Below are 12,711 nucleotides of genomic sequence, written 5' to 3'. Positions count from 1 at the left end.
TCCCCTCCTAGGACACCCATCTTGACCGAAAGGTTGCACTGGTCGTCCCGAATCCTCCCATGTCCAGAGTCTGAGAAGATTCGAGAACTGTGTTGAATACTCATCCATGAGGTTGCATAATCATCAACACAACGACGAAGGGGAGACCCATGGGAATCCGGGCTGCGGTGGCCGGGGCCAGTGGATACGCGGGCGGCGAACTCCTGCGCATCCTGGCCGGTCACCCGGGGTTCGAGATCGGAACGCTGACCGCGGGGAGCAACGCGGGCAGCGCGCTCGGGGCGCTCCAGCCCCACCTGCGATCCCTGGCCACGCGCGTCCTGACCGAGACCACCCCGGAAACTCTTGCGGGCCACGACGTGGTCTTCCTGGCCCTTCCGCACGGCGCCTCGGGGCCGCTGGCCGCCCAGCTCGGCGACGACGTCCTGGTCGTCGACTGCGGCGCCGACTTCCGGCTGAGGGACGCCGCCGACTGGGAGCACTTCTACGGCTCTCCCCACGCGGGGACCTGGCCCTACGGGCTGCCCGAGCTGCCGGGCCAGCGGGAGGTCCTGGCCGGGACGAAGCGCATCGCCGTGCCCGGCTGCTATCCGACCGTCTCGACCCTCGCGCTCGTCCCGGCCTACGCCGCCGGGATCGCGGGGAACGACATCGTGATCGTCGCGGCCTCGGGCACCTCGGGAGCGGGGAAGGCGGCCAAGGTCAGCCTGCTGGGCAGCGAGGTCATGGGGGCGGTGTCGGCCTACGGGGTCGGCGGTGTCCACCGGCACACACCGGAGATCGTCCAGAACCTGTCCGCCGTCGCGGGGGAGCCGGTCACCGTCTCCTTCACCCCGACGCTGGCGCCCATGAGCCGGGGCATCCTGGCCACCTGCACCGTCAAGGCCGAGCCCGGCCTCACCGCCGACGGGCTGCGCCGGGTCTACGAGGACGCCTACGCCGACGAGCCGTTCGTCGACCTGCTGCCGGAGGGGCAGTGGCCGTCCACGGCGATGACCCTCGGCGCGAACACCGCCCTCCTCCAGGTCGCCCTGGACGAGCGCGCGGGCCGCATCGTGGTCGTCGCCGCCATCGACAACCTCACCAAGGGCACCGCGGGCGGAGCGATCCAGTCCACGAACATCGCCCTCGGCCTGGCCGAGGAGCTGGGCCTGTCCACCCTCGCCGTCGCTCCCTGACCACCCCTCATTCCTTAAGGAACCGACGACATGAGCGTCACCGCACCACTCGGCTTCCGGGCCGCAGGCATCGCCGCAGGAATCAAGGAGAACGGCAACCGCGACCTGGCCCTGGTCGTCAACGAGGGGCCCTCGCGCGCCGCCGCCGCGGTCTTCACCGCCAACCGGGTCAAGGCGGCGCCGGTCCGCTGGACCGAGCAGGTCATCACCGGCGGGCGTCTCAAGGCCGTCGTGCTGAACTCCGGCGGAGCCAACGCCTGCACCGGCTCCCCGGGCTTCCAGGACACCCACGCCACCGCCGAGAAGGTCGCCGAGGTCCTGGCGGACTCGGCGGGCGAGATCGCGGTCTGCTCGACCGGCCTGATCGGCCTGCGCCTGCCGATGGAGCCGCTGCTGGCGGGCATCGACACCGCCGCGGCCGAGCTCAGCAGGGACGGCGGGCTGGCCGCCGCCGACGCCATCCGCACCACCGACTCCGTCGCCAAGATCTCCTTCCGGCGCGGTGAGGGCGGCTACATGATCGGCGGGATGGCCAAGGGCGCGGGCATGCTCGCACCCTCCCTCGCCACGATGCTCGTGGTGATCACCACCGACGCCGACCTCGACGCCGCCGCCCTCGACAGGGCGCTGCGGGCCGCCACGAGCGTCTCCTTCGACCGGCTCGACGCCGACGGCTGCATGTCGACCAACGACACCGTGATCCTCATGGCGTCCGGCGCCACCGGGATCACCCCGGCCGAGCAGGAGTTCACCACCGTGCTCACCGAGGTCTGCAACGACCTCACCCGGCAGCTTCTCGTCGACGCCGAGGGGGCGTCCAAGGCGATCACGATCGAGGTCGTGGGCGCGGCGAGCGTGCGCGACGCGGTCGTCGTCGGCAAGTCCATCGCCCGCAACAACCTGCTGAAGTGCGCGCTGCACGGCGAGGACCCGAACTGGGGCCGGGTGCTGTCGGCCGTCGGCACCACCGACGCGGTCTTCGACGCCGACTCCCTGAACGTCGCGATCAACGGGATCTGGGTCTGCCGGGGCGGCTCGAACGGCGAGGACCGCTCGAAGGTCGACCTGCGGCCCCGCGACATCGCGATCACCGTGGACCTCGCGGCGGGCAACCACTCCGCGACGGTCTGGACCACCGACCTCACCGCCGAGTACGTCCACGAGAACTCGGCGTACAGCTCGTGAACCGGCGCGAGGCGCGGGACAAGGCCGCCGTCCTGATCGAGGCGCTGCCCTGGCTGGAGCGGTTCAAGGGCAAGACCGTCGTGATCAAGTACGGCGGCAACGCGATGACCGAGGAGTCCCTGCGGGAGGCCTTCGCCAGCGACGTGGTCTTCCTGCGGCTGGCCGGGCTGCGTCCCGTGGTCGTGCACGGCGGCGGACCGCAGATCAGCAGGGCGCTGGAGATGTTCGGGATCGAGTCCCACTTCACCGGCGGGCTGCGCGTCACCACGCCCGAGGCGATGAAGGTCGTCCGGATGGTGCTGACCGGCGAGGTCAACCCGGAGATCGTCGGCCTGATCAACGCGCACGGCCCCTACGCCGTCGGGATGTCCGGCGAGGACGCCCACATGTTCACCGCGGAGAAGACGACCGTGGTCGTCGACGGCGTCCCGGTCGACATCGGCCAGGTCGGCGAGATCGTCAAGGTCGAGTCCGGCGCCGTGCAGAGCCTCCTGGACGACGGCCGGATCCCGGTCGTCTCCTCGGTGGCGCGCGGCGAGGACGGGTCGGTCTTCAACGTCAACGCCGACACCGCGGCGGCCGCCCTGGCCGCGGCCCTGAACGCGGAGAAGCTGATCGTCCTCACCGACGTCGAGGGCCTGTACGCCGACTGGCCCGACAGCGACGAGGTGATCCGCTCGCTGACCGCGGACGAGCTGGAGGCGATGCTGCCGGAACTGGCCTCGGGCATGGTCCCGAAGATGGGCGCCTGCCTGCACGCCGTGAGCAACGGGGTGCCGCAGGCGCACGTCCTGGACGGCCGGATCCCGCACTCGCTGCTGCTGGAGATCTTCACGGATGAGGGAATCGGAACGATGGTGGTGCCGTCATGAGCTCGAAGTCGCTGCAGGCCCGTTACGAGGCCGCTTTCATGCCGAACTACGGCGTGCCGCCGACCGTCCTGGTCTCCGGTGAGGGCTGTGTGGTCAGGGACGCCGACGGCGAGTCCTACCTCGACCTCATCGGCGGCATCGCCGTCACCTCGCTGGGCCACGGCCACCGCGGCCTGACCGCCGCGATCGCCGAGCAGGCCGGCTCGATCGCCCACACCTCGAACCTGTTCGTCAACGAGCCCGAGATCGAGCTGGCCGAGGAGCTGCTGTCGCTGCTCGGCGGCGACGCCCGGGTGTTCCTGTCCAACAGCGGCACCGAGGCCAACGAGTGCGCGCTGAAGATGGCGATCAAGTTCGGCAAGCAGCACGGCAGGACCTACTTCGTGGCCGCGGAGAACGGCTTCCACGGCCGGTCGATGGGCGCCCTGTCGCTGACCGGCAAGGCCGCGATCAGGGAGCCGTTCGGGCCGTTCGCCGCGGACGTCCGGTTCGTTCCGTTCGGGGACGCCGAGGCGCTGCGCGCTGCCGTGGGGCCGGAGTGCGCCGCGGTGTTCCTCGAGCCGACCCAGGGCGAGGGCGGCGTCGTCCCCGCGCCCGAGGGCTACTTCAAGGCCGTCCGGGAGATCTGCACGGACGCGGGGGCGCTGCTCGTCCTGGACGAGATCCAGTCGGCGATCGGCCGATCCGGTGCGTGGTTCGCCCACCAGCTCGAGGACATCAGGCCCGACATCCTCACCCTGGCCAAGGGCCTCGGCGGCGGGCTGCCGATCGGCGCGTGCGTCGGCTTCGGCTCCGCCGCGACCATCTTCGCCAAGGGCGACCACGGCTCGACGTTCGGCGGGAACCCCGTCTCGGCCGCGGCCGCGCTGTGCGTGCTGAAGACCATCGCCTCCGACGGCCTCCTCGGGCACGCCCGGACGCTCGGGGAGCAGTGGGCGGCCGAGCTCGCGGCCGTCGGGCATCCGCTGCTGCTCGGCGTGCGCGGCCGTGGCCTGTGGATCGGCCTCGTCCTCGACGGCGCCCACGCGGGGGCCGTCCAGGAGGCCGCCAAGGCCGCCGGGTTCCTCGTCAACGCCGTCCAGCCGGACGTCGTCAGGCTCGCCCCGCCCCTGATCATCACGGCCGAGCAGGCGCGGTCGTTCACCGCGGCCCTGCCCGGCATCCTCGACTCCGCCTCCCCCCAGGAGTAGTCCCATGACACGCCATTTCCTGAGAGACGACGACCTTTCCCCGGCCGAGCAGGCCGAGGTGCTGGCCCTCGCCGCCGAGATGAAGAAGGACCGCTTCGCGCACAAGCCGCTGGCCGGCCCGCGGAGCGTGGCGATCCTGTTCGACAAGCCGTCGACCCGGACCCGGGTGTCGTTCATGGCGGGCGTCGCCGACCTCGGCGGAAACCCGCTGGTCATCGACTCCCAGACCAGCCAGCTCGGCCGCGGCGAGACCATCGCCGACACCGCGAAGGTGCTGGAGCGGATCTGCTCGGCGATCGTCTGGCGGACCTTCGGGCAGTCCCGGATCGAGGAGATGGCCGGGGCGTCGTCGGTGCCGGTCGTCAACGCGCTGACCGACGAGTTCCACCCCTGCCAGATCCTCGCCGACCTGCAGACCGTCATCGAGGCGAAGGGCCGTCTGACCGGCGTCACGCTGGCCTACTTCGGCGACGGCGCCAACAACATGGCCCACTCCTACCTGCTCGGAGGGGCGACCGCGGGGATGCACGTCAGGATCGCCGCGCCCGAAGGGCACACACCGTCGCCGGATGTGTGGCACCGTGCGGAGGAGATCTCCAAGGCGACCGGCGGGTCGATCGAGGTGACCACCGACGCGCGGGAGGCCGCCGTGGGCGCGGACGTCCTCGCCACCGACACGTGGTCCTCCATGGGCCAGGACGCCAAGGACACCGCGATCTACGAGCCCTACGCCGTCACCGAGGACCTCGTCGCCCTGGCGAAGGCCGACGTGTCGGTGCTGCACTGCCTCCCGGCCTACCGGGACAAGGAGATCGCCGCCTCGGTGCTCGACGGGCCGCACAGCGTGGTCTGGGACGAGGCCGAGAACCGGCTTCACGCACAGAAGGCACTGCTGACCTGGCTGCTGGAGAGATAGAGACGATGACGACCCCGATGACCAAGGCCGCACGGCAGGCGCGGGTGCTGGAGCTGCTGGAACGGCACCCGGTGCACTCGCAGGGCGAACTCGCCAAGCTGCTCGCCGACTCCGGCATGGAGGTCGGCCAGGCGACCCTGTCGCGCGACCTGGTCGAGATCGGGGCGGTCCGGCTGCGGACCGACGAGGGGACGCTGGTCTACGCCGTGCCCGGCGAGGGCGGCGAACGCATCAAGAAGGCGAAGACCGGGTCGACGGAGAGCTTCTCCGGCCGGCTCGTCCGGCTGGCCCAGGAACTGCTGGTCTCGGCGGAGGCCTCGGCCAACCTGGTGATCGTCCGGACGCCGCCGGGCGCCGCGCAATACCTGGCCTCGGCCATCGACCACGCCGAGTGGCCCTCCATCCTCGGGACGGTCGCGGGCGACGACTCGATCCTCGTCATCTCACGCGACCCCGTCGGCGGCGAGGCCGTCGCGGCCCAGCTCCTCCGGCTGACGGAGCGACGAGGCTAGGGCTCCCCGGAGCCCCGGGCCCCTGCATGCACGAACATTCGAAGAACTGAGGAGAAGACCAATGAGCGAGCGCGTTGTCCTGGCGTACTCGGGCGGGCTCGACACGTCGGTGGCGATCCCGTTCCTCGCCGACCGGATGGGAGCCGAGGTCGTCGCCGTGGCCGTGGACTGCGGCCAGGGTGGCGAGGACATGAACGAGATCCGGCAGCGGGCGCTGGACTGCGGCGCGGTCGAGGCCGTCGTCGTGGACGCCAAGGAGGAGTTCGCCCGGGACTTCTGCTTCCCCGCGATCCGCGCCAACGCCCTCTACATGGACCGCTACCCGCTGGTCTCCGCGCTGTCCCGGCCGCTGATCGTCAAGCATCTCGCCGCGGCCGCCGCGACCTTCGGCGGGACGGTCGTCTCGCACGGCTGCACCGGCAAGGGCAACGACCAGGTGCGGTTCGAGGCGGGCCTGGCCGCACTCAACCCGGAGCTGAAGGTCGTCGCACCGGCCCGTGACTACGCCTGGACCCGCGACAAGGCCATCGCCTTCGCGGAGGAGAAGGGCCTGCCGATCGAGGTGTCGGACAAGAACCCCTACTCGATCGACCAGAACCTGTGGGGCCGCGCCGTCGAGACGGGCTTCCTCGAGGACATCTGGAACGCCCCGATCGAGGACCTGTACTCCTACACCGCCGATCCCTCGGTGGCGCGGGAGGCCGACGAGCTGGTCATCGGCTTCGAGGCCGGGGTCCCGGTCGCGATCGACGGGCGGGCCCTGACCCCGTTCCAGATCATCGACGAGCTGAACCGGCGGGCGGGCGCCCAGGGCGTCGGCCGCCTCGACATGGTCGAGGACCGCCTCGTCGGCATCAAGTCCCGCGAGGTGTACGAGGCTCCGGCCGCGATCGCCCTGCTGGCGGCGCACCAGGAGCTCGAGAACGTGACGATCGAGCGCGACCTCGCCCGGTTCAAGCGCCAGGTCGACCAGCGGTGGGGTGAGCTCGTCTACGACGGCCTGTGGTTCTCGCCGCTCAAGCACGCCCTCGACGCCTTCATCGACGACGCCCAGAAGCACGTCTCGGGTGACGTCCGGCTGACGCTGCACGGAGGGCGCGCCGTCGTCACCGGACGGCGCTCCGGCACGTCCCTGTACGACTACGATCTGGCGACGTACGACACCGGCGACACCTTCGACCAGAGCCTCGCCAAGGGCTTCGTCGAGCTGTGGTCGCTGCCGTCGAAGATCGCGGCTGTCCGCGACCGCAGGGCCTGAAGCAGGACCTGGTTATCCACAGGGCCCGGGGCGGTGAAGAGCCCCGGCGCTGTACAACTGATGTGTGACGACGAGTAAGGAAGCACTGTGAGCAAGGCACCGACCCGGCTGTGGGGCGGACGGTTCGAAGGCGGCCCGTCCGACGCGCTGGCGCGCCTGTCCGTGAGCGTCCAGTTCGACTGGCGGCTCGCGCCGTACGACATCGCGGGTTCGCGCGCGCACGCCCGCGTGCTGAGCCGGGCCGGCCTGCTGTCCGAGGACGAGCTGGCCAAGATGATCGCCGCACTCGACGACCTCGAGCAGGCGTGCGCGTCGGGCGAGTTCCGGCCGACCGTGGCCGACGAGGACGTGCACACCGCGCTGGAGCGCGGCCTGCTGGAGCGGCTCGGCTCGCTGGGCGGCAAGCTCCGCGCGGGCCGTTCGCGCAACGACCAGGTCGCCACCGATCTGCGGCTCTACCTGCGCGACCACGTCCGGCGGATCGTGTCGCGGCTCGTCGAGCTCCAGGCGGCGCTGATCGGCCAGGCTGAGGCCAACATGGGCGTGGCCTGCCCCGGCATGACCCACCTCCAGCACGCCCAGCCGGTGCTCTTCTCCCACCAGCTGCTCGCGCACGTCCACGCCATCTCCCGCGACATCGACCGGTTCCGCGACTGGGACAAGCGCGCCGCGATCTCCCCGCTCGGCTCGGGTGCCCTCGCGGGCTCCTCCCTGCCGCTCGACCCGCAGGCCGTCGCGCAGGAACTCGGCTTCACCGCGGCGGCGGCCAACTCGATGGACGCCGTCTCCGACCGCGACTTCGTCGCCGAGTTCCTCTTCGCCGCGGCGCTGGCGGGCGTGCACCTGTCGCGCATCGGCGAGGAGATCTGCCTGTGGGCGTCGCAGGAGTTCCGCTGGATCGAGATGGACGACACCTACGCCACGGGTTCGTCGATCATGCCCCAGAAGAAGAACCCCGATGTCGCCGAGCTGGCGCGCGGTAAGGCGGGCCGCCTCATCGGCAGCCTGGTCGGCCTGCTGACCACCCTCAAGGGCCTGCCGCTCACCTACAACCGCGACCTCCAGGAGGACAAGGAGGGGGCCTTCGACGCCGTCGAGACCCTGCTGCTCGTCCTGCCCGCGGTCTCCGGCCTGATCGCCACCATGCGCGTCAACACCGCGCGCCTGGAGGAGCTGGCCCCGCAGGGCTTCGCCCTGGCGACCGACCTGGCCGAGCTCCTGGTCCGCCGCGGCGTGGTCTTCCGCGACGCCCACGAGGTCGTCGGCCATCTCGTCGTCTGGTGCCAGGTCAACGACAAGGACTTCGGCGACCTCACCGACGACGAGCTCGCCAAGGTCTCCCCGCACCTGACCCCGGACGTCCGCGAGGTCCTGAACGTGCCCGGCGCGATCGCCTCCCGCAAGGCGCACGGCGGCACCGCCCCCGAGCGCGTCCAGGAGCAGATCGACGACCTGCGCGCCTTCGGCGACTCCGCCGCGGCGTGGGCCAGCGACTACTAGAGACCTTTTCCGGCCCGCTCCCCGCCGCACCGGTGGGGGCGGGCCTTTCCCATGCTCTGGGGCCGTGAATTCCCTTTGACGGGGGAGCGGCGGGCGGGGAGGGTGGGCGGCATGGACGTCGTCGCGCAGTGGGTGCGCACCTCGTGGACCAAGCGGTCGCGCGGGGGCGGGGGAGCCGCCCTGCGCAACGCCGTGCCGGAGGCGTTCGGCCTGCCGGAAGGGGCGGCCGGTCCCTGCGTCCACGAGGTGACGATGGACGAGCACGACGGGTTCGCGCCGCGCTCGACGCTGCGGGACGGCCCGCCCCCGCGGGTCGATCTCCGGGAGGAGGACGGGCTGCTGCGGGTGACGCTGACGCCCGACCCGTGGGGCCATCCGGTGCGGCGACGGCGGCCGCCCGCGCTCCGGCTGCCTCCGGGGGAGTGGGTCCGCTGGCGGATCAACCACCGGTCGGCGCCCGGCTGCTGTGGCGACGAGTGGACCTACCACCAGGAGGTCCTCAACCTCGCTTACGGCCGCGCGGACGCCGGTCCCTTCCTCGGCGTCCCCGCACGCCAGGTCGACGAGCGCGTCCACCTGTTCTGAACGGTCCCGAGCGGTCCGGCCGCGGGCGGTCCGGTCAGGTGCGGTCCGGTCAAGTGCGGTCCGGTCATGTGCGGGGTGGTCAGCGCAGCCGCACGTAGGAGCGTCCGGGGTCGTGGGGGAGCGCGGGCAGGCCGTCGACCACGAGGCCGGCGCGTTCCGCGGTGCGGTCGGCGGCGTAGTGACGGTCCTCCGCCGCCATCCACGAACGCCAGAAGCCCAGGGCCTCGGGGCCGTCGCGGTCGAGGCCCCGGCGCAGCCGCTCGTCCCGGCCGGTCTCGATCCAGATCGCGAGGGTCAGCCGCCCGGCGACCACCCGCCGGGCCGAGGAGACCCCCTCGACGACCACGCATGGGACGACCGGCACGTCGTGCCATTCGGCGAGTTCTCCCCGCTCCCAGTCATGGCGCTGGAATCGTCCGGGCCGCCCGTTCCCCAGCGGTGCGAGCACCTGCGCCTCGAACCGGTCCCACCAGCCGAGCGGATCCTCCGCCGAGGCGAAGTCGTCGGTGTGCACCAGTGGGGCCCCGCCCAGCGCGGACGCCAGCCGCCCGGCGAAGGTGCTCTTCCCCGCCCCACCGGGCCCGTCGACCGCGACCAGCCGCACGGGCCCGCACCGCGCGGGGCCCGACAGCACCCGCGCCGCCAGCGCGGAGAAGTCCTCCACCATCGCGTCTCCTTTCTTGTCAGGACCATCCTGACGCCTTACCGTGTCAGGCGAACCCTGACGCCTGGAGGCGACGATGACGTCCGTCCCGCACTGCTCGTTCTGCGGCAAGCCCGCGACCGACGTCGGCAGGCTGGTCGCCGGCCCCGGCGTCTACATCTGCGACCAGTGCGTCGACCTCGCCGCCCAGATCATCGAGGAGCACCGCGGCCGCCCGGCCGAGGCGCGCTTCCCCTCCTGGGAGGGCATGTCCGACGAGGAGATGCTCTCCCACCTCCCGCGGGCGAGCGATGTCTCCGCCCAGGTCGAGGCCGACCTCCGCTCCTGGATCCGGGAGCTGCGCCGCCGTGAGGTCACCTGGATCCGCATCGGCCAGGCCCTCGGCATCACCCGCCAGTCCGCCTGGGAACGCTTCTCCACCGAGGACTGACCCCGCGTCCCCGCGGGCGGATACCCTCGGCCGGGGCATGGATCATCCGGGGGAGGGGTCACAGGTGCCGCTGGAGCGGGAGTTCTTCGACCGGGACGTCGTGACCGTCGCGCGGGAGCTGCTGGGATGCGTCTTCGCCCGGCGGAGCGCCGACGGGGACGTCGCGGTGCGGCTGACCGAGGTCGAGGCCTACGCGGGGGAGCGCGATCCGGCCTCGCACTGCTACCGGGGGCTGACCCCGCGGAACGCCGTCATGTTCGGTGAGCCGGGCCACGCCTACGTCTACTTCACCTACGGGATGCACTTCTGCGTCAACCTCGTCTGCGGGCCGCCGGGAACCCCGTCGGCCGTCCTGCTCAGGGCGGGAGAGATCGTCGAGGGGCTGGAGACGGCGTCCGCGCGGCGCCCCCGGTCGCCGGTCCGCGATCTGGCCCGCGGACCCGCCCGGCTCTGCCAGGCCCTGGGGATCCGGCGCGAGCAGAACGGGCTCGACGTCTGCGCCGACGGGGAGCTGACGATCACCGCGGGCGCTTCCGTCGCCCCGGATCTGGTGCTCGCCGGGCCGAGGACCGGGGTGTCCACCGCGAAGGAGACGCCCTGGCGGTTCTGGATCTCGGGAGAGGCGAGCGTGTCGCCCTACCGCGCGCACGTCCCGAGGCGTTAAGGATTACCGTTCGGGCCTGCTCATCGGGCAGGCTTAGGACCACAACGCACCGACTCGACTAGGGACGACCGTGACGCACATCGTGGACGATCTGCAGTGGCGTGGCCTGCTGGCCCAGACCACCGACGAGGGAGAGCTGCGCTCGGCCCTCTCGGCCGGTCCCGTCACGTATTACTGCGGCTTCGACCCGACGGCGCCCAGCCTGCACGTCGGCAACCTCGTCCAGATCCTGACCATGCGACGCCTCCAGCTCGCGGGCCACAAGCCCCTCGCCCTGGTAGGCGGAGCGACAGGCCTCATCGGCGACCCCAGCGGCAGGTCCGCCGAACGCTCGCTGAACTCGACCGAGGTCGTCGCGGGCTGGGTGAAGCGCATCCAGGAGCAGGTGTCGAGATTCCTGTCCTTCGAGGGCGAGAACGCCGCCCGGATGGTCAACAACCTCGACTGGACCGGCCCGATGTCGGTGATCGACTTCCTGCGGGACATCGGCAAGCACTTCCCCGTCAACAAGATGCTGGCCAAGGAGGTGGTGGCGTCCAGGCTCGAGGCGGGCCTGTCGTTCACCGAGTTCTCCTACCAGCTTCTCCAGGGCATGGACTTCCTCGAGCTGCACCGCCGCTACGGCTGCGTGCTGCAGAGCGGGGGCAGCGACCAGTGGGGCAACCTGACCGCCGGGACGGACCTCATCCGCCGGGTCACCGGGAACCACGTCCACGTGATCTCCACCCCACTGCTCACCAAGCCCGACGGCACCAAGTACGGCAAGACGGCCGGCGGGGCGATCTGGCTCGACCCCGAACTGACCTCGCCCTACGCGTTCTTCCAGTACTGGATCAACGTCGAGGACTCGGAGGTCGGCAAGCTGCTGCGGACCTTCAGCTTCCGGTCCCGCGAGGAGATCGAGGAGCTGGAGAAGCGGTCGGCGGACAGCCCCGCCGCCAGGATCGGCCAGCGCGCGCTGGCCGAGGAGCTGACGACCCTCGTCCACGGGGCGGGGGAGACCGAGAACGTGATCGCCGCGTCCCGCGCGCTGTTCGGCCAGGGCGGCCTCGAGGCGCTGGACGAGCGGACCCTCGCCTCCGCGCTGGCCGAGGCGCCGCAGGCCACGGTCCCGGCCGGTGACCTGCCCTCGGTGGCGGACCTTCTGGTGCAGTCCGGGCTGTGCAAGAGCAAGTCCGAGGCACGCAGGACCATCGCCCAGGGCGGGGCGTACGTGAACAACGCGAAGGTCGAGTCGGAGGACGCCGTGCCGGCCGCCGCTGACCTGCTGCACGGACGGTTCCTCGTGCTGCGGCGCGGAAAGCGCAATATCGGCAGCGTGATCGCGGGCTGACCTGCGCATTCTCCTGTCCTTCGGGCCCGCCCGGACTTCGGTCCCGGCGGGCCCGCGGTATTTCCGCGGCAAAAACACGGGAGATCCACGTCACAAATGAGTTTGATCCGCGTGCTCCAGGGCACCGTGAACGGCGTACAAAGGCCGCCTGAACAGGGGATTCACGCTCCGCGTCCCTGATTTGACGATGTTCGGGGCCGGTCGTAATGTTCTCTCTGTCGCCAGGGAGCGGGACGCGAAAGCGGCCGGCCGGGCAGACGAAATCCCACTCACCCCTCCGGGTAACGTCATCGGGTCAGACCGGTGCCGACGGACTGGTAAGTTGGGAACACACCGCGAGGGAAACGCCTGAAAGGGCCGGAACTTCACGGGCTCGTTTCTTGAGAACTCAACAGCGTGCTAAAAGTCAGTGCCAAAATAATGG

Annotated in this window: 13 protein-coding genes; 12 read left to right on the top strand and 1 reads right to left on the bottom strand. The window is 71.1% G+C overall.

Translation table 11 applies throughout. The annotated features are described in order from the left end of the window. The first annotated feature begins 149 nt into the window (after positions 1-149). The 9 genes from argC to ABD785_RS38290 all read left to right on the top strand — a co-directional run bounded on the left by argC (position 150) and on the right by ABD785_RS38290 (position 9,196). On the top strand, positions 150-1,178 hold the full coding sequence (gene argC, locus ABD785_RS38330) for an N-acetyl-gamma-glutamyl-phosphate reductase (protein ID WP_344838913.1): 1,029 nt from the start codon (positions 150-152) through the stop codon (positions 1,176-1,178). Positions 1,179-1,208: 30 nt separating this feature from the next. Beyond that, entirely contained in the window at positions 1,209-2,363 is a 1,155-nt protein-coding gene (argJ, locus tag ABD785_RS38325) for a bifunctional glutamate N-acetyltransferase/amino-acid acetyltransferase ArgJ (RefSeq protein WP_344838910.1), read from the top strand. Next, positions 2,360-3,235, top strand: coding sequence for an acetylglutamate kinase (gene argB, locus ABD785_RS38320; protein ID WP_344838907.1), 876 nt, complete (start codon positions 2,360-2,362; stop codon positions 3,233-3,235). Before argJ ends, argB begins: the two co-directional genes overlap by 4 nt. Beyond that, the gene (locus ABD785_RS38315) at positions 3,232-4,425 is read left to right on the top strand and encodes an acetylornithine transaminase (protein WP_344838904.1); all 1,194 of its coding nucleotides are present in this window, start codon (positions 3,232-3,234) and stop codon (positions 4,423-4,425) included. Before argB ends, ABD785_RS38315 begins: the two co-directional genes overlap by 4 nt. A gap of 4 nt (positions 4,426-4,429) precedes the next feature. Further along, on the top strand, positions 4,430-5,341 hold the full coding sequence (gene argF / locus ABD785_RS38310) for an ornithine carbamoyltransferase (RefSeq protein ID WP_344838901.1): 912 nt from the start codon (positions 4,430-4,432) through the stop codon (positions 5,339-5,341). Between the two features lie 5 nt (positions 5,342-5,346). Next, entirely contained in the window at positions 5,347-5,853 is a 507-nt protein-coding gene (locus ABD785_RS38305) for an arginine repressor (protein WP_344838898.1), read from the top strand. 61 nt (positions 5,854-5,914) lie between these two features. After that, the gene (locus ABD785_RS38300; RefSeq protein ID WP_344838895.1) at positions 5,915-7,111 is read left to right on the top strand and encodes an argininosuccinate synthase; all 1,197 of its coding nucleotides are present in this window, start codon (positions 5,915-5,917) and stop codon (positions 7,109-7,111) included. A gap of 87 nt (positions 7,112-7,198) precedes the next feature. Continuing rightward, positions 7,199-8,611: an argininosuccinate lyase gene (gene argH / locus ABD785_RS38295; RefSeq protein ID WP_344838892.1), complete on the top strand. Its 1,413-nt coding sequence runs from the start codon at positions 7,199-7,201 to the stop codon at positions 8,609-8,611. 111 nt (positions 8,612-8,722) lie between these two features. Beyond that, the gene (locus ABD785_RS38290; protein ID WP_344838889.1) at positions 8,723-9,196 is read left to right on the top strand and encodes a hypothetical protein; all 474 of its coding nucleotides are present in this window, start codon (positions 8,723-8,725) and stop codon (positions 9,194-9,196) included. Positions 9,197-9,275: 79 nt separating this feature from the next. On the opposite strand, the gene ABD785_RS38285 is transcribed toward ABD785_RS38290, so the two are convergent. Continuing rightward, entirely contained in the window at positions 9,276-9,863 is a 588-nt protein-coding gene (locus ABD785_RS38285; protein WP_344838886.1) for a uridine kinase family protein, read from the bottom strand. Between the two features lie 73 nt (positions 9,864-9,936). Between ABD785_RS38285 and ABD785_RS41415 the strand changes: the two genes are divergently transcribed. The 3 genes from ABD785_RS41415 (at position 9,937) to tyrS (ending at position 12,287) form a co-directional block, all read left to right on the top strand. After that, the gene (locus ABD785_RS41415) at positions 9,937-10,290 is read left to right on the top strand and encodes a ClpX C4-type zinc finger protein (RefSeq protein ID WP_425547868.1); all 354 of its coding nucleotides are present in this window, start codon (positions 9,937-9,939) and stop codon (positions 10,288-10,290) included. Between the two features lie 37 nt (positions 10,291-10,327). After that, positions 10,328-10,954, top strand: coding sequence for a DNA-3-methyladenine glycosylase (locus tag ABD785_RS38275; RefSeq protein ID WP_344838883.1), 627 nt, complete (start codon positions 10,328-10,330; stop codon positions 10,952-10,954). Between the two features lie 70 nt (positions 10,955-11,024). Further along, entirely contained in the window at positions 11,025-12,287 is a 1,263-nt protein-coding gene (gene tyrS / locus ABD785_RS38270; protein WP_344838880.1) for a tyrosine--tRNA ligase, read from the top strand. The last annotated feature ends 424 nt before the right edge of the window (positions 12,288-12,711 follow it).

It is taken from the genome of Actinocorallia longicatena, assembly GCF_039534125.1.
GTDB classification, from domain to species: domain Bacteria; phylum Actinomycetota; class Actinomycetes; order Streptosporangiales; family Streptosporangiaceae; genus Actinocorallia; species Actinocorallia longicatena.
This window is presented reverse-complemented; position numbering and strand designations above follow the sequence as displayed.